The organism is Pseudomonas sp. BNK-30 (assembly GCF_047456185.1).
Lineage (GTDB): Bacteria > Pseudomonadota > Gammaproteobacteria > Pseudomonadales > Pseudomonadaceae > Aquipseudomonas > Aquipseudomonas putida_E.
This window is the reverse complement of sequence record NZ_CP179904.1, coordinates 3904672-3931615: the sequence shown is the minus strand read 5'-3', so window position 1 is coordinate 3931615 and position 26944 is coordinate 3904672. Positions and strand designations below refer to the sequence as shown.

Sequence of the window (26944 nt, the reverse complement as noted above, 5' to 3'; positions counted from 1 at the left end):
TATCCCTGATGGAGCCGGCTTGCCGACAATGGGCCGCAAAGCGGCCCTAAAGTACGAGGTCAGACGCGGAACTGGCTGACCAGCGTCTGCAGGTGCCCACCCAGGCGCGCCAGCTCGACACTGGACGCCGCGGTCTCATCACTGGCCGCTGCGGTCTGCTCCGACACATCGCGCACATTCAGGATGCTGCGGCTGATCTCCTCAGCCACCGCACTCTGCTGCTCGGCTGCCGCGGCAATCTGCTGGTTCATCGACTGGATGCTCGACACCGTGCTGGTGATGTTTTCCAGCGAAGTGCCGGCTTTGCGCGCCAGTTCGACACTGCTGTCGGTCAGGGTGCGGCTGCCTTGCATGGCGTTGGCCACTTGCTGGGTGCCATGTTGCAGGCCAGCCACCAATTCTTCGATCTCTTCGGTGGATTTCTGCGTACGCTGGGCCAAACCACGTACCTCGTCGGCGACCACGGCAAAGCCACGGCCAGCCTCACCGGCACGGGCGGCTTCGATGGCAGCGTTGAGCGCCAGCAGGTTGGTCTGTTCGGCTACCGACTTGATCACATCCATGACACTGCCGATTTTCTGGCTTTCTTGCTGCAGCAGGTTCATGGCTTCGGTGGAGCGGTGCACTTCCTCGGCCAGGCGTTCGATCTGGCTGATCGCTTCACCGACCACGCGATCACCTGCGCGTGCTTCGTCATCGGCGCCGGTCGCTGCGTGCGAAGCCTGCTCGGCATTGCGCGCCACTTCCTGAACGGTCGCGGCCATTTCGTGCATGGCGGTAGCGACCTGGTCGGTTTCGACCTTCTGGCTGTTTGCGCCAGCGCTGGTCTGCTCGGTGACCGCCGACAGTTCCTCAGCGGCGCTGGCGATCTGCGTGACACCGTCGCGGATGCCGGTGATGAGCTCGCGCAGGGTGGTGCCCATGCGGGCGATGCCCTGCTGCAGCACGCCGATTTCGTCGCGACGGGTAACACGCAGGTCGTGGGTGAGGTCGCCACCAGCGATGCGCTCCACCGCTTGCAGCGTGTCATGCAGCGGGCGGGTGATCTGGCGGGTGATCAGCACCGCCGCCAGTACACCGACCAGCAGGGCCAGCAACGTGGCGATGGTCTGCAGGCTGCGCGCCTGGGCGCTCTCGGCGTCGCGGCGGTCGATCTGGATCTTGTACAGCGCGTCGCTGCGCTTGACGATATCGCCGCCCTGCACGGTCATCTCTGCACGGGCGGTGGTGATGTCGGCGACTGCATCGCGGAACTGGCGCACGGCCTCGCGGTAGGCCTGTATCGATTGCTCCAACTGCTGCACGCGCGTGGCTTCGGCAGGCAGCTGACGCTTCAGGTTGTCGATCTCGGCAAGTGCCGACTCCAGCTGGCGCAGGGCGGCCTGTTCGTTGGCCGCAGAGTTGTCGGCAATATAACCGCGCACATCCACTCGCACTTGCAGCAGTTGCTGGCGCGCCTTGCTGATCAGTTGGTATTGCGACAAGCGCACGCTATCGGCTTCGGGGCGGCCCATGACGTCCTCGCCGAGCAGATCCATGGCCGCGTCGGCCTTGGCAGCCGATACATTCATCGCGTCACGTGCAGCCAGCGAGCCTTTGTAGCCGGCACGCATCTTGTTCAGCGAAACCTCGTACTCGCTGATGGTCTGGCCCAGTTCTTTGAGCAGCTTGACGTTTTCCGGGCTCTTGAAAGTACTGACCAGGTATTCTTGCTGCTTGCTGAAGGCATCCAGCTTGGCCTGGGTGTTGGCTGCGGCAGCATCGTCGCCATTGGCGATCATGTACTGCAGGCGCGCTACGCGCAGGTCGGTCAGGTCTTTGTTGAGCTTGCCGATATCGCCCATCCAGTTGCTGCGGTCGATGAGGCTGCCCAGGCTGTTCCAGCCGGTCAGGGCCAGCAGGCCGGTGAGGACCAGCACCAGGCCGAAGCCCAGGCCGAGTTTGAGGTTGACGCTGATGTTGGCAAACCAGCTGTTCATGCACGCTCTCCAGAAATGATTTCGCTCACTTGATCAATGTTCGATCGCGAGGCGTTGTTGTTCTGGATGCCCGCTGAATCGTGCAGGGGTTATCGGCAAATGGCGGGGAAGCTGAAACGCTTTTTCAGCTCAATTGCAACACCACGCGCGGCAGCGGGCTTGCCGCGCGCAGGGACCCCTTGAAATTTCAAAGGCTTCGCGCACTGAACGTGTCGCAGCTGTTCACATCGCCCTGGGCAAACCCGGCCTTGAACCAACGCACCCGCTGCGCCGAGGTGCCGTGGGTAAAGGAGTCAGGTACCACGCGCCCCTGGCCCTTTTGCTGCAGTCGGTCATCACCGATGGCATTGGCAGCATTGAGTGCTTCCTCGACATCCCCTGGCTCCAGCCAGTTCAGGCGTTGCTGCGCCTGGTAAGCCCATACACCGGCCAGGCAGTCGGCCTGCAATTCCTGGCGCACCAGCAAGCCATTGTCACCCTCCAGGCGCTGGCCTGCACGGCGCGCGGCATCGACCTTGGCCGACACGCCAAGCAAGGTTTGCACGTGGTGGCCGATCTCGTGGGCGATCACGTAGGCCTGGGCGAAGTCGCCTGCGGCGGCGAAGCGGGTTTCCATTTCACGGAAGAACGACATGTCCAGGTACACCCGCTGGTCGGCCGGGCAGTAGAACGGCCCCACCGCCGCTGAAGCGAAGCCGCAGGCGGAATTCACCTGGCCGCTGAACAGCACCAGCTTAGGGTCGCGATACTGCTTGCCAGCCTGCGAGAACAGAGCCTTCCAGGTGTCTTCGGTGTCGCCCAGGATCGAGGCGACGAACTGGGCCTGCTCGTCGTTGGCCGCTGGGGCCTTGTTGCCCGCACCGCTTGGGGCTTGCTGCTGCTCCATCTGGCCAGTGAGCTGGCCGAGGATCTGCAGCGGGTCCTGGCCAGTGAGCCAACCGATGCCGACGATCAGCAGGATGGCCCCGAGCCCCAGGCCCTTGCCGCCGCCAAAGCGCATGCCACCACCGCCGCCGCCTTGGCCACGGGCATCGACCACATTGTCGCTACGACGGCCTTTTCGCCATTCCATGAAGTGCACTCCAGAGCCTGAAACATGAAGACAAAGGTTAGTTCACGCCAGCCAAAGGTACTAATGCATAACCATTTGGTTAAGTAACGGTCGGCGGAATTCAATATTCATCTGGGGCGACCTATCCGAAACTGCAAGTCCGCCTGCGAACCACAGGCGCTTTGATAACTCCAAGAGAGGAAAACGGCATGCCCGCCCAGGACAACAGCCGCTTCGTGATCCGTGATCGCAACTGGCACCCCAAGGCCCTGACCCCCGACTACAAGACTTCCATTGCCCGCTCGCCGCGCCAGGCATTGGTCAGCATCCCGCAGTCGATCAGCGAAACCACCGGCCCGGACTTCACCCACCTGGGCTTCGGCGCCCACGACCATGACCTGCTGCTGAACTTCAACAACGGCGGCCTGCCGATTGGTGAGCGCATCATCGTTGCTGGCCGTGTCGTCGACCAGTACGGCAAGCCAGTGCCCAATACCTTGGTAGAGATCTGGCAGGCCAACGCCGGCGGCCGTTACCGCCACAAGAACGACCGCTACCTGGCCCCGCTGGACCCGAATTTCGGTGGTGTCGGCCGCTGCCTGACCGACAGTGAAGGCTACTACAGCTTCCGCACCATCAAGCCCGGCCCATACCCATGGCGCAACGGCCCGAACGACTGGCGCCCGGCGCACATCCACGTCGCTGTCAGCGGCCCGTCGATCGCCACCAAGCTGATCACCCAGCTGTACTTCGAGGGCGACCCGCTGATCCCGATGTGCCCGATCGTCAAGTCGATCGCCAACCCAGAAGCGGTGCAGCAACTGATCGCCAAGCTCGACATGAGCAACGCCAACCCCATGGATTGCCTGGCGTACCGCTTCGACATCGTGCTGCGCGGCCAGCGCAAAACCCACTTCGAAAACTGCTGAGGACCCCGCCATGCCAATCGAACTGCTGCCGGAAACCCCCTCGCAGACCGCCGGCCCCTACGTGCACATCGGCCTGGCCCTGGAAGCGGCCGGTAACCCTACCCGTGATCAGGAAATCTGGAACCGTCTGGCTAAGCCGCAGGCACCGGGTGAACACATCCTGCTGATCGGCCAGGTGTATGACGGCAACGGCCACCTGGTGCGCGATTCATTCCTGGAACTCTGGCAAGCCGATGCCAATGGCCAGTACCAGGATGACTACAACCTGGAAAACGCCTTCAACAGCTTCGGTCGTACTGCCACCACCTTCGATGCCGGTGAGTGGACCGTGCAGACCGTCAAGCCCGGTGTGGTGAACAACGCTGCCGGTGTGCCGATGGCCCCGCACATCAACATCAGCCTGTTTGCTCGCGGCATCAACATCCACTTGCACACGCGGCTGTATTTCGATGATGAGGCCGAAGCGAACGCCAAGTGCCCGGTGCTCAACCTGATCGAGCAGCCGCAGCGCCGTGAAACCTTGATTGCCAAGCGTTGCGAGGTGGATGGCAAGACGGCGTACCGTTTCGATATCCGTGTTCAGGGGGAAGGGGAGACGGTCTTCTTCGACTTCTGAGTGTATTGGGGCTGCAAAGCAGCCCCAATTTCCGTCAATCAGCGCCGAACCAGCAATACCCCACTTTCCATGTGGTGGGTATACGGGAACTGGTCAAACAACGCACAGCGTTCGATGCGGTGCGTGTCCTGCAACTGCTCGATGTTGGCCGCCAGCGTTTCTGGATTGCACGAGATATACAGAATCCGTTCAAAACGCCGTGTCAGCTCGCAAGTATCCGGGTCCATCCCCGCACGTGGTGGGTCGACGAACACGGTCCCGAACGCATAACTCTTCAGGTCGATCCCTTCCAGCCGTCGGAACGGACGAACCTCGTTCAGCGCCTGGGTCAGCTCTTCCGCTGACAGGCGCACCAAGCGCACGTTATCCACCGCGTTCTCTTCGAGGTTGCTCAGGGCGGCGTTGACCGAGGTCTTGCTGATCTCGGTGGCCAGCACTTGGCGTACGCGGGTGGCCAGCGGCAGGGTGAAATTGCCGTTACCGCAGTACAGTTCCAGCAGGTCGTCATCGCGCTCGCCGATGGCGTCGTACGCCCAGCTCAACATCTTCTGATTAACCGCGCCATTGGGCTGGGTGAATGCGCCTTCCGGCTGGCGATAGCTGAACACCCGGCCAGCCACATCGAGTTTTTCCACGGCGTAATCACGGCCGATGACCAGCCGCTTGCCCTTGGAGCGGCCGATCAGGCTCACGCCCAGTTCTTCGGCCAACTGCCGTGCTGCCACTTCCCAGGCCTCGTCCAGCGGGCGGTGGTAGCACATCGTGACCATCGCATCGCCGGCAAGGGTGGTGAGGAACTCCACCTGGAACAGCCGATTGCTCAGTTCTTCACTGGCCTGCCAGGCAGCCTTGAGGCGCGGCATCAATGCGTTGATGCGCTCGCTGGCGATGGGGAAATCGTCGATCAGGATGGCCTTGTGCTTCTCGCCCGGGGCGAACATCGCATAGTGGCGCTGGCCATCCTCGCGCCACAGGCGGAACTCGGCACGCAAGCGGTAATGCTCGCGCGGCGAGTCGAACACAGCGGGCTGCGGCGCACCGAAGGGGGCCAGCAGCTCGCGCAGGCGGGTAACCTTGGCCTGCAGTTGCGCGTCGTAGGCGCTAGGGTCGAAGGCAGCACTCATGCGTTGAACCAGCCCAGCTTGATGACGAACAGGATGGAAAGGATCACCAGTGCCGGGTTCAGGTCGCGGCGGCGGCCGGAAATCAGCTTGACGGCGGTCCAGCAGATGAAGCCGAAGGCGATGCCGTTGGCGATCGAGTAGGTCAGCGGCATGGCCAGGGCGGTGACCACCACCGGTGCGGCCTCGGTCACGTCGTCCCAGTTTATTTCCGCCAGGCCCGAAGCCATCAGCACGGCGACGAACAGCAGCGCCGGTGCGGTGGCAAAGGCCGGTACGCTACCGGCCAGCGGGGCGAAGAACAGCGCCAGCAGGAACAGCACGGCCACCACGATGGCGGTCAGGCCGGTGCGGCCACCGGCGCTCACGCCTGCTGCCGACTCGATGTAGCTTGTGGTGGTCGAGGTGCCCAGCAGCGAACCGGCCATGGCCGCAGTGCTGTCGGCGATCAGGGCACGGCCCATCTTCGGCATGTGGCCGTCCTTGCCCATCAGGCCGGCGCGCTTGGCCACGGCGATCAGGGTGCCGGAGTTGTCGAACAGGTCGACGAACAGGAAAGCGAAGATCACGCTGACCAGGCCTACGTCGAGTGCCCCGGCGATGTCCAGCTGCAGGAAGGTCGGTGCCAGCGAAGGGGGCATCGACACGATACCGCCGAACGGCGTGACGCCCATGGCGATCGCAGCGACCGTCACGGCGAGAATGCCAATCAGCACCGCGCCGCGCACCTTGAGCGCTTCAAGGCCCACGATCAGGAAGAAGCCCAGCGTGGCAAGGATCACCGACGGCTGCTTGAGGTCGCCCATGCCCACCAGGGTGGCCGGGTTATCGACGACGATGCCGGCGTTATGCAGGGCGATGAGCGCCAGAAACAGGCCAATGCCCGCGGCAATGGCCGAGCGCAGCGGCAGCGGGATGCTGTTTACGATCCACTCGCGGATGCGGAAGATCGACAGCAGGAAGAACATCACCGCCGAGAGGAACACCGCGCCCAACGCGACCTGCCAGGTGTGCCCCATGTGCAGGACCACGGTGTAGGTGAAGAACGCGTTCAAGCCCATGCCCGGCGCCAAGGCGATGGGGTAGTTGGCGATCAGGCCCATGGTCGCCGAGCCGATGGCGGCAGCCAGGCAGGTGGCGACGAAGATCGCGCCCTTGTCCATGCCGGTTTCGCCAAGAATGCTCGGGTTGACGAACAGGATGTAGGCCATGGCCAGGAAGGTGGTGACGCCCGCAAGAATCTCGGTGCGCACGTTGGTGTTGTGTGCTCTTAGTTGAAACAGCCTTTCCAGCATGCCCGCTCCCCGAGGCGCCCCCGGCGCCGTGAATGTATCGACCCCATCAGCAAAGCACAGACCGTAACGGCTGCCGTGGTTTTGCGTGGGGAGGAAAAAAGCCGCGCATCATACCAGCATGACTGGCAGGGGCCTATGGCCGTTCAGGCCCCCGTCAACCATTGTGCAACCGATCCCGCGTGGCCAGTGTCGGGAACAACTTTATCCACACTCCGGTCACCACCAAGGTGCCGACGCCCCCCAGCACCACCGCCGGCACCGTGCCGAACCAGTGCGCCGTGACCCCCGATTCGAATTCACCGAGCTGATTGGAGGCACCGATGAACAGGCCGTTGACCGCGCTTACCCGGCCCCGCATCTCATCCGGCGTCTCCAGTTGCACGAACGCACCGCGTATCACCATGCTGATCATGTCTGCTGCACCCAGCACTACCAGTACCGCCAGCGAGAACCAGAATGAGGTCGACAGGCCAAAGGCGATAGTTGCCACGCCGAACACCCCGACTGCGGTGAACATGGTGCGGCCGACCTTGCGCTCCACCGGGAAGCGCGCCAGCCAGAACGACATCAACAGCGCGCCCACCGCTGGCGCCGACCGCAACAGGCCCAGGCCCCAAGGGCCGGTGAGCAGGATATCCTTGGCGAACACTGGTAGCAGCGCGGTGGCGCCTCCCAACAGCACGGCGAACAGGTCGAGGGAAATCGCCCCGAGAATGTCTGGCCGGCTGCGGATGAAACGCACGCCTGCCAGTAGCGACTCCAGGCTGGCGCGACCGCGTTGCGGCACTTGCTGGCGCGAATCCAGGGTCAGCATAAGCAGGCAGGCAATGGCATACAGGGCCACGGTCGGGCCATACACCCAGGTACTGCCGAAGGCATACAGGAGCCCGCCCACGGCCGGGGCGACGATGGTCGCCGCCTGGGTGGCCGAGGCTGAGGCCGCTACGGCCCGAGGAAACAGACCGGGCGGCACCACATTGGGCAGCAGCGCCTGGGTGGCGGGCATTTCGAACGAGCGGGTGGCTCCGAGCAGGAAGGCGAGGGCGAAGATCAGTTCGCGGCTGACGTTGTCGGTGGCGCTGCCCAAGGCCAGCACCAGGGCGATCAACCCCTGCAGCGTCTGGCACAGGGCCGCGACCTTGCGCCGGTCATAGCGGTCGGCGACGTGCCCGGTGTGCAGCATGAACAGCACCCGCGGCGCGAATTCGACGAGGCCTACCAGGCCCAGGTCGAGCACATTGCCGGTCAATTGGTAGAGGTGCCAGCCAATGGCAACGGTAAGCATCTGAAAACCGCTGGCGGTGAACACCCGGGCCAGCCAAAAGGCAATGAAAGGTCGGTGATGGCGCAACAACTGCGGTGCGGAATCGGACATCGGAAACCTGTGGCCTCGGCGCAGTAGAGGGGGGGCGGCAGATTATCATCTGTTTGTAACAAACGGTTACTGTTTGCCGTTGTCGACACGGTTTCTTCGGCTCTGGAAGGGGGTGGGGCAACCGGTCACGCGGCAAACAACCGCACCGCCTGCCGGGCCATTCGGGACTATGCTTGCTATCAATCGTTGATCTGGATCAATCGTTCCAGAAACAACGATTTGGCCAGTGGGCCGAAATCCCTGCGATCGAACAGAACAATTCCAACGTGCCGCACTCGACACTAACGCGGGGGCAGTGGGCGACGGGCCACGAGCCCGGAAGCCGGATTACCTGAAGAGGAAGCACCATGTTCGGAATAGAAGCCCTCGAGCTCGCCCGAATTCAGTTTGCCTTTACCGTGTCGTTCCACATCCTGTTCCCGGCCATCACCATTGGCCTTGCGAGTTACCTGGCGGTTCTCGAAGGCCTTTGGCTGAGGACCCATGAGCAGGTCTACCGTGACCTTTACCACTTCTGGTCGAAGATCTTCGCCGTCAACTTCGGTATGGGGGTGGTTTCCGGCCTGGTCATGGCCTACCAGTTCGGTACCAACTGGAGTCGTTTTTCCGACTTCGCCGGCGCTGTCACGGGCCCCCTGCTCACTTATGAGGTGCTGACCGCGTTCTTCCTCGAGGCGGGCTTCCTCGGCGTCATGCTGTTTGGCTGGAACCGCGTGGGCCGCGGCCTGCATTTCTTCTCCACCGTGATGGTGGCATTGGGTACGCTGGTGTCGACCTTCTGGATCCTGGCGTCCAACAGCTGGATGCAGACCCCGCAAGGCCACGAGATCATCGACGGTCGGGTCGTCCCGGTGGACTGGCTGGCGATCATCTTCAACCCGTCGTTCCCCTACCGCCTGATGCACATGGCCACCGCCGCGTTCGTTGCCACCGCCTTCTTCGTTGGCGCCTCGGCGGCCTGGCACCTGCTGCGCGGGCGCGATAACCCGGCGGTGCGCAAGATGCTGTCGATGGCCATGTGGATGGCGCTGATCGTCGCCCCCATCCAGGCTGTGATCGGTGATTTCCACGGGCTTAACACCCTCAAGCATCAGCCGGTGAAAATTGCTGCAATCGAAGGCCACTGGGAGAACGTTCCTGGCGAGCCGACCCCGCTGATCCTGTTCGGCATCCCGGACATGGAAGCCGAAACCACCCGCTTCAAGGTTGAAATCCCGGCGCTCGGTAGCCTGATCCTTACCCACAGCCTGGATAAACAAGTGCCTGCGATGAAGGAGTTTCCGCCCGAGGACCGTCCCAATTCGACCATTGTCTTCTGGTCGTTCCGGGTCATGGTCGGGCTTGGTTTCCTGATGATCTTCGTTGGCCTGTGGAGCCTCTGGCTGCGCAAACGCGGCACCCTCTACACTTCACGCCCGTTCCTGTACCTGACACTGTGGATGGGCCCATCGGGCCTGATCGCCATTCTTGCCGGCTGGTTCACCACCGAGATCGGCCGCCAGCCGTGGGTGGTGTACGGCCTGATGCGTACCTCGGAGGGTGTCTCCAACCATAGCTACGCCCAGCTGGGCTTTACCCTGATTGCATTCGTGGTGGTGTACTTCGCGCTGTTCGGCACTGGCCTGGGCTACATGATGCGCCTTGTGCGCAAAGGGCCGAAAACGGGCGAGGGCGACGAGCACACCCCTGGCGGTCCCGGCCAGAAACGCACGCCGGCACGGCCGCTTTCCGCCGCCGATGAAGGCCGCAAGGCCACTGCCCCCAGCCTGAGCAAGGAGAACTGAGCCATGGGTATCGACCTTCCGCTGATCTGGGCCGTGATCATCATCTTCGGTGTCATGATGTACGTGGTGATGGACGGGTTCGATCTGGGCATCGGCATGCTCTTCCCGTTCGTCAAGGCTGAGCAGGACCGGGATGTGATGATGAACACCGTCGCCCCCGTATGGGACGGTAACGAAACCTGGCTGGTCCTGGGCGGCGCCGGTTTGTTCGGGGCCTTCCCGATGGCCTATTCGGTGGTGCTCGAAGCGCTTTATCTGCCGCTGATCCTCATGCTGATCGGCCTGATCTTCCGCGGAGTGGCCTTCGAGTTCCGTTTCAAGGCCAAGGATGACAAGCGCCACATCTGGGACAAGGCGTTCATCGGCGGTTCACTGGTGGCGACTTTCTTCCAGGGGGTCGCGCTGGGGGCATTCATCGAGGGCTTCAAGGTAGTGGACCGGCATTACGCCGGCGGCACGCTCGACTGGCTGACCCCGTTCAGCCTGTTCAGTGGCCTGGGCCTGATCGTCGCGTACACTTTGCTCGGGTGCACCTGGCTGATCATGAAGACCGAGGGGCCTCTGCAAGCGCAGATGCACAAGCTCGGCCGGCCGCTGGCCCTGGTGTTGCTGGTGGTGATCGGCATCGTCAGCCTGTGGACGCCGATCGCTTACCCACAGATTGCCGATCGCTGGTTCAGCATGCCCAACCTGATCTGGTTCATGCCGGTACCGCTTCTCGTGCTGGTAACGTTCTACGGTTTGTTCAAGGCAGTGGCGCGCAGTGCCAACTACACCCCGTTTTTGCTGACGTTGGTGCTGATCTTCCTTGGCTACAGCGGCCTGGGCATCAGCCTCTGGCCGTATATCATCCCGCCGTCGATCTCGATCTGGGATGCAGCTGCGCCGCCACAGAGCCAGGGCTTCATGCTGGTCGGCACATTGTTCATCCTGCCATTCATCCTGGGGTATACCTTCTGGAGCTATTACGTGTTCCGCGGCAAGGTCACCCACGAAGACGGCTATCACTAGGAGGGCCCATCATGGCTGGCAAACATGGCCTTGAAGAGAAGAAACCCCTGTGGCAACGCCTGGGCTGGTTGTTGCTGATCTGGGCTTTGAGCGTGGCCGCCCTGGGCGTGGCGGCCTATGTGATGCGGCTGTTCATGAGCGCGGCGGGGCTGACCACGCATTGATGGGCGTGGGGCTGCCCTGAGCAGCCCCCGCTTCACTTGCGGGCTTTGAGGATCACGAACTTCGGCGTCGCGGCCACCTGTTCAACTCCCCGGAACAGGCGCGCCAGCTTGCTGTGATAGCCCAAGTGGCGATTACCGACGATATACAATGCACCGCCGACCACCAATGCCTCACGCGCCTGCTGGAACATGCGCCAGGCAAGGAAGTCGCCCACCACCTGCTGTTGATGGAACGGCGGGTTGCACAGCACCACATCCAGCGACTGCTTTTCCACCCCCGCCAGGCCATCGCCTGCCACTACCGTCACCGCGCGATCGCCCAGCGCAGCCTGCCAGTTTTCCTGCGCCGACTGCACCGCCATGTACGATTCATCCACCAGTGTGTAGTGCGCCTGGGGGTTGGCCAGCGCGCTGGCGATGGCCAGCACGCCGTTGCCGCAACCCAGGTCGGCGACACGTGCATTGCCCAAGTCGTGTGGCAGGTGTGGGAGGAAGGCCCGCGTGCCGATGTCCAGGCCGTCGCGGCAGAATACGTTGGCATGGTTGAGCAGTTCGAGCGCCGGTGAGTCGAGACGATAGCGGGTCGGGTACGGGGAGCTGGCGCCAGGGCGCTGGGCGAAGTTGGCCGTCAGCAAGCGCGCTTTTTTTTGCGCCAGCGAAGCCTGTACCGGGCCGATGTACTTCTCCAACAGCTCACCCGCAGCCCGTGGCAAGTGTTTGATCATGGCCGCAGCTATGACCTGGGCGCCGGGCGCCAGATGACCTTGCAACCGGATCAGTTGCTCTTCGAGCAGTGCAAGGGTTTTGGGCACGCGCACCAGTACGCGATCGAAGTGCCCCTGCCAGTGCTCGCTGGCGGGCACGAAGGGCACGCTGTCGAAAGCCTTGCCGTTGCGTGCGAGGTTTTTTTCCAGGGCCATGTGGGCCAGGTGCGAGTCGCCACTGCTGACCACTGACACGTGGTCGATCAGGCTGGCGGCCAGTGCGCCGAAGCTGTCATTTAGTACCAGCACTCTGCTCTCGGCTGCCAGCTGCTGAGCATGCAACTGCTCGAGCAGGTATTCATCGGCGGCATCAAAGGCCTGCAACGGGTCGTTGGCCTGGTCCGGGTGGCGGATCAGGTCGAGTTCGGCGTAGGGGGTGGTCAACAGGGGCATGGCATCTGGCTCGGGCACGGATCTGCCCGTCACGGATCGTCACGGGCTTTGGTAGCGATTCTACAGCGCTTTGCTGCTGGTCGCAGGCCGTGCTACTGATCGATCAGGCCACGCATCATGGCAATGGCGACGGCGCCGGCCTTGTTGGAGGCGTTGGTCTTGGTGATTACGCTGCGGATATGGAAGTTCACCGTGCTTTGCGACAGGGACAGAATGCAGGCAACGTCGGCGGCGGTCTTGCCGGCGGCCGACCATTTCAGCACCTCGAGTTCGCGGTCGCTCATCTTCAGCGGCGAACTCAACTTGGCCAGGTGATGCTCACAAATGGTGTCATGCAGCGTATGGCACAGCCATTGCACTTGGCCGGCCTTGTCGTACAGCTCATGGATGTCGATCTTGCCACAGGGCCTTGCCACACTGACCTGAGTCTCGTTGTGCCTGAGGTCATGCAGCGACTGAGTCCAGCCGTGGCGCAGGCCATGTTTGCAGGCCTGCTCACGAAAATCCGGGGCTTCGCGATACAACTCATCGGTCCACAGTACAGGCTCGGTCGACGTGTGACTGAGTGCTGCTGCCGGGTCCTGCTTGTAGAACTCGTCGCGTTGATAACGCTCGATCCAGGCAAGCGGGTAGTTACTGTACAGGTAGAGCCTGGGTGCCTGGGCTGCAAGCTGAATGCGAAGCTTGAGCCCCATGAACTCCATGCCCAGGTCCTGTGCCAGGTGAACCGCGAGGTCGAACACCTTTTGCGGGGTACTTTCGTTGACCAAGCGGTCTAAATGCTCGTGATTCCAGTGAGGCATCAACCCTCTCCCTTGCGTCCAGAGGACCCAATCCGTTTGCATACCGGTGGGATTGTAGGAAAAGACCGAGCGTTTTGTTGGGATTTTTTTGTTAAGAATGTCTCATCATTCCAGGACAGCAGCCAGGCCGTGGCCTGTGACCCTACAATCGAACGGTTTTTATCCTGGCCGCTTTGCGCGACACTGTGCGCACGCTATTCACGGAGCCCGTCATGACCGCCAGTGCCGAAAAGTTTACCCGCCAGACCTTGCTGGACGTCCAGCCACTGACGCCTGGCCTGTTCAGCCTGCGGGTGACTCGCGATCCGGGGTTTCGCTTTCGGGCCGGGCAATTCGCCCGGCTTGGCGTGACCAAGGCCGATGGCAGCGTGGTCTGGCGTGCTTACTCGATGGTCAGTGCGCCGCATGACGAGTATTTAGACTTCTTCTCCATCGTGGTCCCGGGCGGGGAGTTCACCAGCGAGCTCAGCCGCCTTGGCGAGGGTGATTCACTGCTGATCGACCGCCAGGCATTTGGCTACCTGACCCTTGATCGCTTCGTCGGTGGCCGTGACCTGTGGCTGTTGGCGACCGGTACCGGCATTGCGCCGTTCATGTCGATCCTGCAGGACTTCGAGGCCTGGGAGCGTTTCGACAACATCAAACTGGTGTATTCGGTACGCGAGGCCAAGGAGCTGGCCTATGTGGATGACATTGCCGGGCTTGAACAGCGTGATTACCTGGCAGAGTTTGCAGGCAAGCTGCAATTCATTCCCGTGGTTACCCGTGAGCAGTATCCGGACGCGCTGAATGCACGCATCACTACACTGATCGAGAATGGCGAGCTGGAAAAGGCGGCGGGGCTGGAACTGTCGCCTGAGCACTCACGGATCATGCTTTGCGGCAACCCGCAAATGATCGATGAGACCCGCAAGGTGCTCAAGGCGCGTGACCTGCAGTTGAGCTTGAGCAAGCGGCCTGGGCAGGTGGCGGTGGAGAACTACTGGTAGCTGCAAGCTGCAAGCTACAAGTGCTGCCCTTGAGCGGCCTTACGCTTGCAGCTTGCCACTTTTCAAGGCAGGCGATTCTGGTTCTGCGACTTGAGCAGGTCACGAATCTCGGTCAGCAGCGTTTCCTGAGGGGTCGGGGTCGGCGGGGCGCTTGGCGCAACGGCCTCTTCGCGTTTCAGGCGGTTGATCGCCTTGACACCCATGAAGATGGCGAAGGCCACGATCACGAAGTCGATCACGGTCTGGATGAACTTGCCGTAGGCCAGCACCACGGCCGGTATATCGCCCTCAGCCGCCTTCAAGGTAATGGCCAGGTCACTGAAGTCCACACCTCCGATCAATATCCCCAGTGGCGGCATGATGATATCGCCGACGAATGAGGAGACTATCTTGCCGAATGCAGCGCCGATAATGATACCGACTGCCATGTCGACGACATTGCCCTTGACCGCGAAGGCCTTGAACTCACTGATCATTCCCATGTTCGATTCCCTTGTGACAAATGGTGATGTTTACGCAGTGTAAGCCACTGCATCGCTTCATGCGTGCCGTTCACGGGTAGTGACTGCGCTTGGAACGAATAGTTTTGTCGCATGCCGACGCGCTCGAGACACGTCTGCGTCGGCTATCATGGCGATTTTTTCCAGGAGACCCTGCCCATGGCCAAGGCCAAGCGCTTGTATGGCTGCACCGAGTGTGGCGCGACCTTTCCCAAATGGGCCGGCCAGTGTGGCGAATGCGGTGCCTGGAACACCCTGGTCGAAACCATGATCGAGAGCGGCGGCGCAGCGGCACCCAGCGGTCGCGCCGGCTGGACCGGGCAACAGGCGCAGATCAAGACCCTGGCCGAAGTCAGCGTCGAGGAAATTCCGCGGTTCACCACCAGCAGCACCGAACTCGATCGCGTGCTGGGCGGCGGCCTGGTCGACGGCTCGGTGGTGTTGATCGGTGGTGATCCGGGCATCGGCAAATCGACCATTCTGCTGCAGACCTTGTGCAACATTGCTGTGGGCATGCCGGCGCTGTATGTCACCGGCGAGGAGTCGCAGCAACAGGTGGCCATGCGCTCACGCCGCCTGGGGTTGCCCCAGGACCAGCTCAAAGTGATGACCGAGACCTGTATCGAAACGATCATCGCTACGGCGCGTCAGGAAAAGCCCCGGGTCATGGTCATCGATTCGATCCAGACGATTTTCACCGAGCAATTGCAATCAGCGCCTGGCGGTGTTGCTCAGGTGCGCGAAAGTGCGGCATTGCTGGTGCGCTACGCCAAGCAGAGCGGCACGGCGATCTTCCTGGTCGGCCATGTCACCAAGGAAGGCTCGCTGGCGGGCCCGCGGGTGCTGGAACACATGGTCGACACCGTGTTGTATTTCGAGGGCGAGTCCGATGGCCGCTTGCGCTTGCTGCGCGCGGTGAAGAACCGCTTCGGTGCGGTCAATGAACTGGGGGTCTTCGGTATGACCGACCGTGGGCTCAAAGAGGTTTCCAACCCATCGGCGATCTTCCTCAACCGGGCTCAGGAAGAAGTACCGGGGAGCGTGGTCATGGCCACATGGGAAGGTACCCGGCCGATGCTGGTAGAGGTACAAGCGCTGGTCGATGACAGCCACCTGGCCAACCCGCGACGTGTCACCCTGGGCCTGGACCAGAACCGTTTGGCCATGTTGCTGGCGGTGCTGCACCGCCATGGTGGTATTCCCACCCATGACCAGGACGTGTTTCTCAATGTCGTCGGCGGGGTGAAGGTCCTTGAAACCGCGTCGGACCTGGCCTTGTTGGCTGCGGTGATGTCCAGCCTGCGCAACCGGCCATTGGCCCACGGGCTGCTGGTATTTGGCGAGATTGGTTTGTCGGGCGAGGTGCGGCCGGTTCCCAGTGGCCAGGAACGCCTCAAAGAAGCGGCAAAACATGGCTTCAAGCGGGCCATCGTGCCCAAGGGCAACGCACCGAAGGAATCACCGGCGGGGCTGCAGGTGATCGCAGTAACCCGGCTGGAGCAGGCTCTGGACGCCTTGTTCGAATAAGCCGCTGGCGGTGGAGCAATGGGCCAGGATAGGCAACAAAAAAGGGAGCCGACGATGCGCATCGGCTCCCCCTGGGTCACCGCTCAGTCAGCGGTCAGTGCTCGGCTACCGGCGTTCGCCTGGGCGCCGTATTACCATGCTCGTCCAGCTCCAGGACCGGCACTTCATTGCCCTCGGCGTCGAACAGCTTGCCTTCCTTGAAGTAATCGCCATCGCGCAGTGCAGAGATGTCCGAGTACTGGATGGTGCGCTCGTAGCCCGCGGCGAACACCGATTGCTGGTCCGAATTGCCTGCCGTGAAATGGTTGAAGATCAGGTTCAACACGATGGCCATGATCGCTGCCGAGCTGATGCCGGAGTGGAAGATGGTCTCGAACCAGTTCGGGAAGTGGTGGTAGAAGTTCGGCGCGGCAATCGGAATCATGCCAAAGCCCAGCGAGGCGGCGACGATGATCAGGTTGACGTTGTTCTTGTAGTTGACCTTGGACAGGGTGCGGATACCGCTGGCAGCCACAGTGCCGAACAGCACGATGCCTGCGCCGCCCAGTACCGGGGTTGGCACTGCTGCAATCACCCGGCCCATCACCGGCAGCAGGCCCAGCACTACCAGGATCACACCACCGGTGGCCACCACGTAGCGGCTCTTGACCCCGGTCACGGCGACCAGGCCTACGTTCTGCGCAAAGGCGCTCTGGGTGAAGGAGCCGAAGACCGGTGCCAGGATGCTCGAAGCCATGTCGGCGCGCAGGCCATTGCCCAGGCGCTTGGAATCGACCTTGGTGTCGATGATCTCACCTACGGCCAGGATGTCGGCCGAGGTTTCCACCAGGGTCACCATGATCACGATGCACATCGACAGGATCGCCGCGATGTGGAAGGTCGGCATACCGAAGTGGAACGGGGTAGGGAAGGCGAACATCGGGCCTTCAGCCACCTTGCTGAAGTCGGTCATGCCCAGCGCCCAGGCGATCAGGGTGCCGAAGACCATGGCCAGCAGGATCGACAGGCGCGAAATGGTCGCGCTGCCCAGTTTGCTCAGCAGCAGCACGATGGCGAACGTCAGCGCTGCCAGGCCGATGTTGGCCATGCTGCCGAATTCCGGCGAAGCACTGTTGCCGCCCATCACCCAGCGTGCGGCCACCGGCATCAAGGTCAGGCCGATGGTGGTGATGACGATACCGGTGACCAGAGGCGGGAAGAACTTGGTGATGCGCGAGAACACCGGGGTGATCAGAAAGCCGATCAGCGATGCCGCCATGACTGCGCCCAGCACGCCTGGCAAGCCGCCACCGTCCTGGCTGCTGAGAATCGCCCCCATGGTTGCCACGCCTGCGAACGACACGCCCTGCACCAACGGCAACTGGCATCCGAAGAAGGGCAGGCCGAGCGTTTGCAGCAGCGTGGCCAGGCCACCGGCAAACAGCGAGGCCGCGATCAGCATGCCGATCTCGGCACCATTGAGGCCCGCAGCCTGCCCCAGGATCAGGGGTACTGCGACGATCCCTCCATACATGGTCAGCACATGCTGAAGGCCATAGGCCAAGTTGGCTCCAAGGCCGAGGTTTTCGTCCTCGGGGCGCTTGGCGGGAGACGTGCTAGGGGACGTAGTCATTGAGCAGGCTCACTGTTTATTGTTGTGCCGCTACTGTAGACACTTCCTACAAATGATTGCTACAAGAATTGTATACAATATTTTGATTGGAGCGCGAACAAGCAGGCTTGCAGGGTGTGCAAGAACGCAATGCAGATCGCGTACCAACTCATTGAATACGGTGTTAGAGGGGTGTGTACAACGTTGCGATACCCAGGTTGAAAGCTGTCTGGGTAGACAAGAAACACAAGTTGGGAAAGCTATTAGCTAGCTAAGAGATCCCATTATTCGATGAGTTGTCGCAGCTCGCGCATCATTTCGGTGCTGTCGGCCACGTTCAATTCCACAAGACGGTGCAAATGGCTCATCGAATCGATGTCGATGTAGAGGCAGATGAACCCCAGCCGCTTCGCCTCTTCATGGCGTAGTTCCACCTGCATCTGCACATGGGTGTGCGGGTCCAGTTGGATGATCGCATCGAAATCCTGAGTGAGGTCGGCGTTCCACGGCTCAGGGCGCTCGATCAGCAGGCCCTTGAGCGACAGATCCAGGAGTTTGACCGGCCAGCGGCGATCGCCCTGGCGCAGTTCGGTGGGGGCGTCGAAGTCAATGCGCTGGAAGCGCCGGCGATCGTCGGAAGGAGTGGTCATGGCGGGCCCTCGTCAGTAGCACTGACTATAGACCAGCCATGGGCACTCCTGCCGGATGACGGGTAATACGGATGACATATGGCCGAGTCACCCGGCGCCACCGTTAGCTGGTGACGAAATCGAGGTCGACCACCTGATAGAAGGCCTTGTCGGTCTCGGCTATTTCCCAGACGCCCAGCAGTACGTGATAGCCCTGGCGTTCAGGTAGCTCCAAGGTATGCGTAGTGGGTTGTGCCGGCCACATCTGCTCGTCGGTGAAGCCCCAGTAAGGCTGAAGTTCATTGAGGAATGTGGCGAACGGCTGCGGTTCGAACTGGGCACGGGTCAGCGGCTCCCCGGCTTTCCAGTCGGCTTTGGTGATGAAGTAGTTGAAACGGCGATATTTGTGTCGTGCGCTGAAGCTCCAGACAAAATCAAGGGATGCGCCGCTGGCAACGTCATGCTTGTCCCAGTCGACATCCGTTTTGTCCAGGTAGGCCGCGCCGGGCCGTTCGCCGCTGGCAATCTTGCCATCGGCCGGTGGTGCAATATTTTTAACGTCGTCCTTGGCGTAGGGGTCGGTCAGGCCACCGGTCGTCTCGGGGAAGAACTTGCCGCTTTCGATCCCGTTGTGAAGATTGCCTTCGATAAGGCCTTTTTCTTCAGCGAACGTGGCGCGGGACTTTGGGCTCGCAATCGAACCATGGGTGGGGGCGATGGGGGCTGAGCGTTGAGGGGTGCCGGCTTTTTCCGTGGTCATGATCGTTTCCTTTCTGCTGGCTTTTCAGATGTTCGACGCACGATTTCAGCGTGTGCAGATTCGCCAATCGCGTGTCGTCCAAGGGCAATCGGATTGCCTGATCATTGAAAGCGCGTGCCCCTTTCATGCACAACTGGCAAAAATGACAGGCCCGCCAGGGCGCGTGTTGCTTCCCAGGCATGAGGTTGTACGGGTAGCGGCGTTCTAGAGCCTGTGCTCGCCACCGGCTGTATGCCAATTCGGGATGGTAAACCCTTCAAGCAAGCCCTAGACTCAAGGGGCTGTCTATTCCAACCACTTAGCTGGAAGCATGCCATGAACAACAATAACAGCCTGCTACGCCACATCCCGTGGCTGGCGCTGGCGGTCATAGGGGCTTGTGCGCTGGGTGTGGTCGCCCTGCGTCGAGGCGAGGCGATCAATGCCTTGTGGATCGTGGTCGCGGCAGTGGCCATCTACCTGGTCGCCTACCGTTACTACAGCCTGTTCATCGCCACCAAGGTGATGCAACTCGACCCACGCCGAGCCACCCCTGCGGTGCTCAACAACGATGGCCTGGACTACGTCCCGACCAACAAACACATTCTTTTCGGTCACCACTTCGCCGCCATCGCTGGCGCCGGCCCCCTGGTCGGTCCCGTGCTTGCTGCGCAAATGGGCTACCTGCCCGGCACGCTCTGGCTGATCGCCGGCGTGGTGCTGGCCGGTGCGGTCCAGGACTTCATGGTCCTGTTCCTGTCCACCCGCCGCAACGGCCGCTCGCTGGGCGACATGGTGCGCGAGGAGATGGGGCGCATCCCTGGCACCATCGCCCTGTTCGGCTGCTTCCTGATCATGATCATCATCCTGGCGGTGCTGGCGCTGATCGTGGTCAAGGCCCTGGCTGAAAGCCCATGGGGCATGTTCACGGTGATGGCGACCATCCCGATCGCGATGTTCATGGGCATCTACATGCGCTACATCCGCCCGGGCCGTATCGGCGAGATCTCGGTCGTCGGCGTGGTACTGCTGCTGGCGTCGATCTGGCTGGGGGGCCAGATTGCCGCGGATCCGGTCTGGGGCCCGGCGTTCACCTTCACCGGCGTGCAGATCACCTGGATGCTGGTGGGTTATGGCTTCGTCGCTGCCGTGCTGCCAGTGTGGCTGGTGCTGGCGCCGCGTGACTACCTGTCGACCTTCCTCAAGATCGGCACCATCGTCGGCCTTGCCATCGGTATCCTGATCATCGCGCCAGAGCTGAAAATGCCTGCGCTGACCCAGTTCACCGACGGTACAGGCCCGGTGTGGAAGGGCACACTGTTCCCGTTCCTGTTCATCACCATCGCCTGTGGTGCGGTGTCCGGCTTCCACGCGCTGATTTCCTCGGGGACCACGCCGAAGCTGCTGGACAACGAAACCAACGCCCGCTACATCGGCTACGGCGGCATGCTGATGGAATCGTTCGTCGCCATCATGGCCATGGTCGCCGCCTCGGTCATCGAGCCAGGCGTTTATTTCGCCATGAACAGCCCGCCCGCAGTGGTCGGTGCCGACGTCGTGTCGGTGGCGCAGACGGTCAGCAGCTGGGGCTTCCTGATCACCCCCGAACAGCTTGAGGCCGTGGCCCGCGACATCGGCGAGCACACCATCCTGGCCCGTGCCGGTGGTGCGCCGACGCTGGCGGTGGGTATTGCGCAGATCCTGCACCAGGTGCTGCCGGGTGAAAACACCATGGCCTTCTGGTACCACTTCGCGATCCTGTTCGAAGCGCTGTTCATCCTGACCGCAGTGGACGCCGGTACCCGTGCCGGCCGCTTCATGCTGCAGGACCTGCTGGGCAGCTTCGTGCCGGCGCTCAAGCGTACCGAGTCGTGGACGGCCAACCTGATCGGCACGGCCGGCTGCGTGGCCCTTTGGGGTTACCTGCTGTATCAGGGCGTGATCGACCCGCTGGGTGGCATCAACACCCTGTGGCCGCTGTTCGGCATCTCCAACCAGATGCTGGCCGGTATCGCTCTGATGCTGGGCACGGTGGTATTGATCAAGATGAAGCGCCAGCGCTACATGTGGGTCACCTTGCTGCCAGCGGTGTGGCTGCTGATTTGCACCACCACTGCCGGGCTGATCAAACTGTTCGACCCGAACCCTGCGGTTGGCTTCCTGGCCCTGGCCGAGAAGTACAGCACCGCCCTGGACGCCGGCCAGGTGCTGGCCCCGGCCAAGGACATCGGGCAGATGCAGCACGTGATCTACAACGCCTACACCAACGCCGGGCTCACCGTGTTGTTCCTGATTGTGGTGTTCAGCGTGTTGTTCTTTGCCATCAAGGTCGGCTACGCCGCCCTCGGCCGCAAGGAACGCACCGACAAGGAAACCCCGTTCCAGGCACTGCCTGACGCTTGAGAGGAATGCTGCGATGTTCAACGACCTGGGTCGGCTGGGTAAATACCTGGGGCAGGCAGCCCGCCTGATGGTCGGCATGCCCGACTACGACAACTATGTCGAGCACATGCAGACCAAGCACCCGGACAAGCCGGTGATGAGCTACGAGGCGTTCTTCCGGGAACGCCAGGAAGCCCGCTACGGTGGCAAGTCCGGCCCCAAGTGCTGCTGATTCGGCACACTGCGTGAACCTGTGGGAGCCTGTGGGCTCCCACAGTCATTTTCAGCTTCAGGAGATTTCTGCGTGCAGACGCCAATTCCCGTAACCGTGCTCACCGGTTTTCTCGGTGCCGGCAAAACCACGTTGCTCAAGCACATGCTAAAAGCCGAGCACGGCCTGAAAATTGCTGTGATCGAGAACGAGTTCAGTGAGGCAGGCATCGACAGCCAGCTGTTGGGCGACGAGCCGGTGCAGGTCATGACCCTGGCCAACGGCTGTGTATGCTGCAGCATTCATGGCGACCTGACCCGTGCCCTGTTCCTGCTGCTCGAGCGCCTGGACGCCGGGGAGATCGCTTTCGATCGCCTGGTGATCGAATGCACTGGCCTGGCCGACCCCGCGCCGGTGGCGCAGACCTTCTTCGTCGAAGAGCAATTGCGCGACCGCTATATCCTCGATGGCATCATTACCCTGGTCGATGCGGCCCATGCCGAGCTGCATCTGGCCCAAACCATCGCGCAGGCCCAGGTGGGCTTTGCCGACCGCCTGTTGCTGAGCAAGACCGACCTGGTCGAGCCGGCGGCGGTGGACGCCTTGCGCGAGCGCCTGGCGCGTATCAATGGCCGTGCGGCGTTGCGCGTGGTCGAGCACGGCCGTATCGACCTGGCCGAACTGCTCGACGTGCGCGGGTTCAACCTCAACCCGGATCTGGGCGCCAACCTCAAGCCAACCCTGCGCCCGGCGTTCAAACCCGCCACACCTGATCGTATCTCGACCCTGGTGTTGCGTACCGAGGTCCCCCTGGACATCGACCGCCTCAGCGACTTCATGAACGAATTGCTCGAGACTCACGGCAAGCAACTGCTGCGCTATAAAGGTGTGCTCAACATTGCCGGAGAAGACCGTCGCCTGGTGTTCCAGGGCGTGCTCAAGCTCTATGGTTTCGATTGGGACGCCGAGTGGGCCGAAGGCGAAACGCGCGAAAGCGTGATGGTGTTCATTGCCGATGAACTGCCTGAGGCGAAGATTCGGGCGGGTTTCGAAGCGTTGGCTGCGGGCTGAACCGGGCAGGCGTCTGCACGGCGAACCACTGCGGCCATGAACTGCGGTGACGCGTTTGTACCTCGATGCAGGGGATCAGCCGTTCGGTGAGCACGGCGGTCTGTTGCACGGCTTTGGCGGTGCGGTATTTGACGCTGTGGATGCACTCGCGGTCGCCGAACTCACAGCGGTTCAGCGCAGTACCGCCACAGGGGCCGTTGGCCAGGCCCTTGGGGCAGGTTTCGGGGCAGATGTACAAGGTGTCTTCCAGGCGGCACCGGCCACAGGTGTCGCAGCCCAGCAGCGGGCGCTTCACGCTGCGCTCCAGCCCGTGCAGCCAGCGGGCGCCGCTGTCGCTGGCCCACAGCGGCTGGCGCACGGCCCAGCCAAAGGTCTTGCTCAGCCAGTTGTTACGGCTGAACAACAGGGCGTGAAACCCATGCAGCAGGTGATAACGCAGTTTCTCCCTGGCGGTTGCGCTGACCCTCGACTGGCCTTGGCGCCAGTCTGCTTGTGGTGGGTGAAAGGTCACCGCCGGCAGGCCTGGCATCTGCCAGCTGCCGGCCCAGGCCGTTGTCCACTGTTCCTGTGAATGGACACGTGCTTGCCAGTCCTCGATGCGCGCCTCCAGGGCGAGCAGTTGCTTGAGTTCGTGAACACCTGAAAGGTGCACCCCGGCATACCCCATCAACTTTACGCCAATGATCTGCAGGGCCAGGCGATCAAGGCCGCGTGCCTGGGCATAGGCTTTGGATACGCCCGCTTCGGCCTCAAGCATGTCGCGCATCGACGGCGATACGGTAACGCCGGCGACATGCTCGAGCATCGCTGCACGGCCATGGCTCAGGCTCATCAGGCAGGCCAGTAGGGGCTTGGGTTCGGCCTGACGCCCCATCCACTGCATGGCCTCCAGATGCTTGCTGGCATCGAAGCCCAATTGCAGGGTGAGGAAATCGGCGCCCGCAGCGAGCTTCTTCTCTGCCTTGAAATACTGCGCACCGCCTTCCTCCTCGCGGTATTTGAATGGGTTGAGTGCAGCCCCCAGCAGCCAGTGGGGGCAGGCCTTGCGAGCAAGTTGCAGTGCGGCGACCGATTCCAGATAGCGCACCGGGCGCTCGCCTGGCTGGTGGCCTGGCAGGCGATCGCCGGTCAGTAGCAGCAATTGGTCGAGGCCGGCGGCGTCCATTCTTTTCAGCTGCGCGAGCAGATCATGGCGTTCACGGTCCTTGCCGGAAAAGTGGGGCAGGGCAGGGACGGGTTTACTGAAGCTGGACAGGGCGTCCAATGGTGAGAGGTCCAGCGGGCTGCCGACACGGTCGCCGATGGCTACGGTCATTGGCCAGCCGCACAAGTGCCCACGGGCCATGATCGCCTCCATCGCAGCGAAGCGTTCGGCCGACGGCTTGGGCACGAACTCCATGACGCAGACGAAGGTTTTTTCGCGCAGCGCCGATTTCAGCAGGCTCATGGCAATGGGGCACCTGGATTGTTCAGTGAGGCATTGTGCGACGCGTCTTGGGCGCAGGCTTGTCTGCGAGCGTACCAGGCTGCTCTGAACAAGACGTGCCCGGCCTATTCATCATGAAAGAATCTTGACTTCATCTCAAATTAAATGAGTTTGTCTCATTGTGTGGCGGGCCGGAAAATCCCCCTCATTATTTTTTGCATTCTGAGGGACAAGAGATGGCACTGGCACATAACCTGGGTTTTCCGCGTATCGGCCGCGACCGCGAACTGAAAAAAGCCCAGGAAGCCTTCTGGAAAGGTGAGTTGGACGAAGCCGGCCTGCGCAAGGTTGGCCGCGACTTGCGCGCGGCGCACTGGCAAGCCCAGAAGGATGCTGGCATCGAGCTGTTGCCCGTCGGCGATTTCGCCTGGTACGACCAGGTACTGACGCACTCGCTGACCTTCGGCGTCATCCCCGAGCGTTTCCGAGGCCATGACGGTGCCAAGCCCACCCTGCAAACCCTGTTCGCCATGGCCCGTGGCGTGGCGACCGAGCGCAGTGCCAACTGCTGCGGCGCTGCCCACGCCCAGGAAATGACCAAGTGGTTCGACACCAACTACCACTACCTGGTACCTGAGTTTACCGTCGATCAGCAATTCGCCCTGAGCTGGGAGCAGCTGTTCGAGGAAGTGGACGAAGCCACGGCATTGGGCCATGCCGCCAAACCGGTGGTGATCGGCCCGCTGACCTACCTGTGGCTGGGCAAAACCAAAGGTGGCGACTTCGACAAGCTGGAGCTGCTCGACCGCTTGCTGCCGGTGTATGACGAAATCCTCAATCGCTTGGCTGGTCAGGGTGTGGAGTGGGTGCAGATCGACGAGCCGATCCTGGTACTCGATCTGCCGCAGGAATGGAAAAACGCCTATGAGCGTGTCTACAACATCCTCCAGCGCGCCCCTTTGAAAAAACTGGTGGCCACCTATTTCGGCGGCCTGGAAGAAAACCTCGGCCTTGCCGCCAACCTGCCCGTCGACGGCCTGCATATCGACCTGGTGCGGGCGCCGGAGCAGTACCCGACCATCCTCGACCGCCTGCCGGCCTACAAGATACTGTCGCTGGGCCTGGTCAACGGCCGCAATGTCTGGGCCTGCGACCTGGAAAATGCCGTTGATGTACTGCGTCACGCTGCCGAGCGTCTGGGTGACCGCCTGTGGGTCGCACCATCCTGTTCGCTGTTGCACAGCCCGGTGGACCTGAGCCGTGAAGACCAGCTCGATACCGAGCTGAAAAGCTGGCTGGCCTTCGCCGTGCAGAAATGCCAGGAAGTCGCCGTGCTGGCCAAGGCCGTCAATCAGCCGGACGCTGCCGAAGTTGCCGCCGCACTGGCGCGTAGCCGTGCCATCGAGGCTGGCCGCGCCAGCTCGCCGCGTATCCACAAGCCTGCCGTACAGGCGCGTGTCGACGCGATAAAGCCTGGCGACAGCCAGCGCCTGTCGGCGTTCGGCCAGCGCATTGCCAAGCAGCGAGCCGGGCTGAACCTGCCTGCCTATCCGACCACCACCATCGGCTCTTTCCCACAGACCCCTGCCATACGCCTGGCACGCCAGGCGTTTAAACAGGGCAAGTTGACCGAAGCCGATTACGTCGAAGCCATGCACAGTGAAATTCGCCATGCCGTACAGATCCAGGAAAACCTGGGCCTGGACGTACTGGTGCACGGCGAGGCCGAGCGCAACGACATGGTGGAATACTTTGCCGAGCAACTCGACGGTTACTTGTTCACCCGTTTTGGCTGGGTGCAGAGCTATGGTTCGCGGTGCGTGAAGCCGGCGGTGATCTACGGTGACCTGAGCCGGCCTGAGGCAATGACCGTGGCCTGGACCCGCTATGCACAAGGGCTGACCGGCAAAGTGATGAAGGGCATGCTGACCGGCCCGGTGACCATGCTGATGTGGTCGTTCCCGCGTGAGGATGTCAGCCGCGAAGCCCAGGCCCGTCAACTGGCGCTGGCGATTCGCGATGAAGTGCTCGACCTTGAGGCAGCTGATATCAAGATCGTGCAGATCGACGAGGCCGCCTTCCGCGAAGGCCTGCCGCTGCGTCGCAGTGCCTGGCCGGCTTACCTCGAGTGGGCCACCGAAGCCTTCCGCCTGTGCGCTTCGGGCGTTCGTGACGAAACACAGATCCACACCCACATGTGCTACAGCGAATTCAATGATGTGATCGAGTCGATCGCTGCGATGGACGCCGACGTCATCACCATCGAGACATCGCGTTCTGACATGGAATTGCTGGAGGCGTTCGAGAAGTTCGACTACCCCAACGAGATCGGCCCAGGTGTGTATGACATTCACTCGCCACGGGTACCGACCAGAGAGGAGATGGTCAAGTTGCTGCGCAAGGCGGCTTTGCGTATTCCGGCCGAGCGTCTGTGGGTCAACCCGGATTGCGGATTGAAAACCCGTGCCTGGCCTGAGACCGAGGCGGCGTTGGTGAACATGGTGGCGGCGGCTCGTGAGTTGCGCGCCACAGCCTGAGCATTTGCTGCTTGTACCGCCCTCATCGCCGGCTTGCCGGCGATGAGGGCGGTGCTG

Annotated in this window: 23 protein-coding genes; 11 read left to right on the top strand and 12 right to left on the bottom strand. The window is 62.0% G+C overall.

Features of this window, described 5'->3' with window-relative positions; translation table 11 throughout:
• Window positions 1-59: 59 nt before the first annotated feature.
• Together ACMGGN_RS18295 and ACMGGN_RS18290 are read right to left on the bottom strand one after the other, a co-directional pair.
• Window positions 60-1979: a methyl-accepting chemotaxis protein gene (locus ACMGGN_RS18295; RefSeq protein ID WP_119688269.1), complete on the bottom strand. Its 1920-nt coding sequence runs from the start codon at window positions 1977-1979 to the stop codon at window positions 60-62.
• A 187-nt stretch (window positions 1980-2166) separates the two neighbouring features.
• Window positions 2167-3051 carry a neutral zinc metallopeptidase gene (locus ACMGGN_RS18290; RefSeq protein WP_046784707.1) on the bottom strand — a complete coding sequence of 295 codons (885 nt, stop codon included), beginning with the start codon at window positions 3049-3051 and terminating at the stop codon, window positions 2167-2169.
• A 188-nt stretch (window positions 3052-3239) separates the two neighbouring features.
• On the opposite strand from ACMGGN_RS18290, the gene pcaH reads away from it, so the two are divergent.
• Both pcaH and pcaG read left to right on the top strand, forming a co-directional pair.
• Window positions 3240-3959, top strand: a complete 720-nt coding sequence (pcaH, locus tag ACMGGN_RS18285; protein WP_046784708.1) for a protocatechuate 3,4-dioxygenase subunit beta — start codon at window positions 3240-3242, stop codon at window positions 3957-3959.
• Between the two features lie 10 nt (window positions 3960-3969).
• Window positions 3970-4575 carry a protocatechuate 3,4-dioxygenase subunit alpha gene (gene pcaG, locus ACMGGN_RS18280; RefSeq protein ID WP_046784709.1) on the top strand — a complete coding sequence of 202 codons (606 nt, stop codon included), beginning with the start codon at window positions 3970-3972 and terminating at the stop codon, window positions 4573-4575.
• Between the two features lie 38 nt (window positions 4576-4613).
• On the opposite strand, the gene trmA is transcribed toward pcaG, so the two are convergent.
• From trmA to ACMGGN_RS18265, 3 genes are all read right to left on the bottom strand, one after another.
• Entirely contained in the window at window positions 4614-5699 is a 1086-nt protein-coding gene (trmA, locus tag ACMGGN_RS18275) for a tRNA (uridine(54)-C5)-methyltransferase TrmA (RefSeq protein WP_125923831.1), read from the bottom strand.
• Window positions 5696-6991: an NCS2 family permease gene (locus ACMGGN_RS18270; RefSeq protein ID WP_046784711.1), complete on the bottom strand. Its 1296-nt coding sequence runs from the start codon at window positions 6989-6991 to the stop codon at window positions 5696-5698. The genes trmA and ACMGGN_RS18270 overlap by 4 nt, the downstream gene beginning before the upstream one ends.
• Before the next feature lie 154 nt (window positions 6992-7145).
• Complete coding sequence (locus ACMGGN_RS18265) at window positions 7146-8366, bottom strand: MFS transporter (RefSeq protein WP_125923832.1); 1221 nt, start codon at window positions 8364-8366, stop codon at window positions 7146-7148.
• A 347-nt stretch (window positions 8367-8713) separates the two neighbouring features.
• On the opposite strand from ACMGGN_RS18265, the gene ACMGGN_RS18260 reads away from it, so the two are divergent.
• From ACMGGN_RS18260 to ACMGGN_RS18250, 3 genes are read left to right on the top strand one after another with little or no spacing between them, the layout of a single operon-like run.
• A complete protein-coding gene (locus ACMGGN_RS18260; protein ID WP_046784713.1) occupies window positions 8714-10150 on the top strand; it encodes a cytochrome ubiquinol oxidase subunit I in 1437 nt (478 codons plus the stop codon).
• A 3-nt stretch (window positions 10151-10153) separates the two neighbouring features.
• Window positions 10154-11161 carry a cytochrome d ubiquinol oxidase subunit II gene (gene cydB / locus ACMGGN_RS18255; protein WP_012312717.1) on the top strand — a complete coding sequence of 336 codons (1008 nt, stop codon included), beginning with the start codon at window positions 10154-10156 and terminating at the stop codon, window positions 11159-11161.
• 8 nt (window positions 11162-11169) lie between these two features.
• Window positions 11170-11325: a DUF2474 domain-containing protein gene (locus ACMGGN_RS18250; RefSeq protein WP_080765861.1), complete on the top strand. Its 156-nt coding sequence runs from the start codon at window positions 11170-11172 to the stop codon at window positions 11323-11325.
• 32 nt (window positions 11326-11357) lie between these two features.
• Here the strand turns inward: ACMGGN_RS18250 and ACMGGN_RS18245 are convergent, their stop codons facing one another.
• Both ACMGGN_RS18245 and ACMGGN_RS18240 read right to left on the bottom strand, forming a co-directional pair.
• The gene (locus ACMGGN_RS18245; protein WP_414156166.1) at window positions 11358-12482 is read right to left on the bottom strand and encodes a methyltransferase; all 1125 of its coding nucleotides are present in this window, start codon (window positions 12480-12482) and stop codon (window positions 11358-11360) included.
• A gap of 92 nt (window positions 12483-12574) precedes the next feature.
• Window positions 12575-13285 carry an autoinducer binding domain-containing protein gene (locus tag ACMGGN_RS18240; RefSeq protein WP_237860172.1) on the bottom strand — a complete coding sequence of 237 codons (711 nt, stop codon included), beginning with the start codon at window positions 13283-13285 and terminating at the stop codon, window positions 12575-12577.
• Between the two features lie 212 nt (window positions 13286-13497).
• On the opposite strand from ACMGGN_RS18240, the gene ACMGGN_RS18235 reads away from it, so the two are divergent.
• Window positions 13498-14274, top strand: coding sequence for a ferredoxin--NADP reductase (locus tag ACMGGN_RS18235; RefSeq protein ID WP_115273571.1), 777 nt, complete (start codon window positions 13498-13500; stop codon window positions 14272-14274).
• A gap of 62 nt (window positions 14275-14336) precedes the next feature.
• Here the strand turns inward: ACMGGN_RS18235 and mscL are convergent, their stop codons facing one another.
• Window positions 14337-14756, bottom strand: a complete 420-nt coding sequence (gene mscL, locus ACMGGN_RS18230) for a large-conductance mechanosensitive channel protein MscL (RefSeq protein ID WP_012312722.1) — start codon at window positions 14754-14756, stop codon at window positions 14337-14339.
• A 177-nt stretch (window positions 14757-14933) separates the two neighbouring features.
• On the opposite strand from mscL, the gene radA reads away from it, so the two are divergent.
• Window positions 14934-16301, top strand: a complete 1368-nt coding sequence (gene radA / locus ACMGGN_RS18225) for a DNA repair protein RadA (RefSeq protein WP_042111159.1) — start codon at window positions 14934-14936, stop codon at window positions 16299-16301.
• 94 nt (window positions 16302-16395) lie between these two features.
• Here radA and ACMGGN_RS18220 read toward each other — a convergent pair whose 3' ends face one another.
• The 3 genes from ACMGGN_RS18220 to ACMGGN_RS18210 form a co-directional block, all read right to left on the bottom strand.
• Window positions 16396-17913 (bottom strand): nucleobase:cation symporter-2 family protein, encoded by a 1518-nt coding sequence (locus tag ACMGGN_RS18220; RefSeq protein WP_012312724.1) that lies wholly within the window; start codon window positions 17911-17913, stop codon window positions 16396-16398.
• A 263-nt stretch (window positions 17914-18176) separates the two neighbouring features.
• The gene (locus ACMGGN_RS18215) at window positions 18177-18542 is read right to left on the bottom strand and encodes a PilZ domain-containing protein (RefSeq protein ID WP_046784718.1); all 366 of its coding nucleotides are present in this window, start codon (window positions 18540-18542) and stop codon (window positions 18177-18179) included.
• 103 nt (window positions 18543-18645) lie between these two features.
• Window positions 18646-19281: a lytic polysaccharide monooxygenase auxiliary activity family 9 protein gene (locus ACMGGN_RS18210; RefSeq protein WP_119688273.1), complete on the bottom strand. Its 636-nt coding sequence runs from the start codon at window positions 19279-19281 to the stop codon at window positions 18646-18648.
• 315 nt (window positions 19282-19596) lie between these two features.
• Between ACMGGN_RS18210 and ACMGGN_RS18205 the strand changes: the two genes are divergently transcribed.
• The 3 genes from ACMGGN_RS18205 (at window position 19597) to yjiA (ending at window position 22924) form a co-directional block, all read left to right on the top strand.
• On the top strand, window positions 19597-21663 hold the full coding sequence (locus ACMGGN_RS18205; RefSeq protein WP_119688274.1) for a carbon starvation CstA family protein: 2067 nt from the start codon (window positions 19597-19599) through the stop codon (window positions 21661-21663).
• Between the two features lie 13 nt (window positions 21664-21676).
• Window positions 21677-21874 carry a YbdD/YjiX family protein gene (locus ACMGGN_RS18200; RefSeq protein WP_008094130.1) on the top strand — a complete coding sequence of 66 codons (198 nt, stop codon included), beginning with the start codon at window positions 21677-21679 and terminating at the stop codon, window positions 21872-21874.
• Window positions 21875-21946: 72 nt separating this feature from the next.
• Window positions 21947-22924 carry a GTPase gene (yjiA, locus tag ACMGGN_RS18195; protein ID WP_119688275.1) on the top strand — a complete coding sequence of 326 codons (978 nt, stop codon included), beginning with the start codon at window positions 21947-21949 and terminating at the stop codon, window positions 22922-22924.
• Here yjiA and ACMGGN_RS18190 read toward each other — a convergent pair.
• A complete protein-coding gene (locus ACMGGN_RS18190) occupies window positions 22860-24371 on the bottom strand; it encodes a methylenetetrahydrofolate reductase C-terminal domain-containing protein (protein ID WP_237860168.1) in 1512 nt (503 codons plus the stop codon). The genes yjiA and ACMGGN_RS18190 overlap by 65 nt on opposite strands.
• A gap of 215 nt (window positions 24372-24586) precedes the next feature.
• Here ACMGGN_RS18190 and metE point away from each other — a divergent pair, with 215 nt between their 5' ends.
• On the top strand, window positions 24587-26887 hold the full coding sequence (gene metE / locus ACMGGN_RS18185) for a 5-methyltetrahydropteroyltriglutamate--homocysteine S-methyltransferase (protein ID WP_115273576.1): 2301 nt from the start codon (window positions 24587-24589) through the stop codon (window positions 26885-26887).
• Window positions 26888-26944 lie beyond the last annotated feature (57 nt).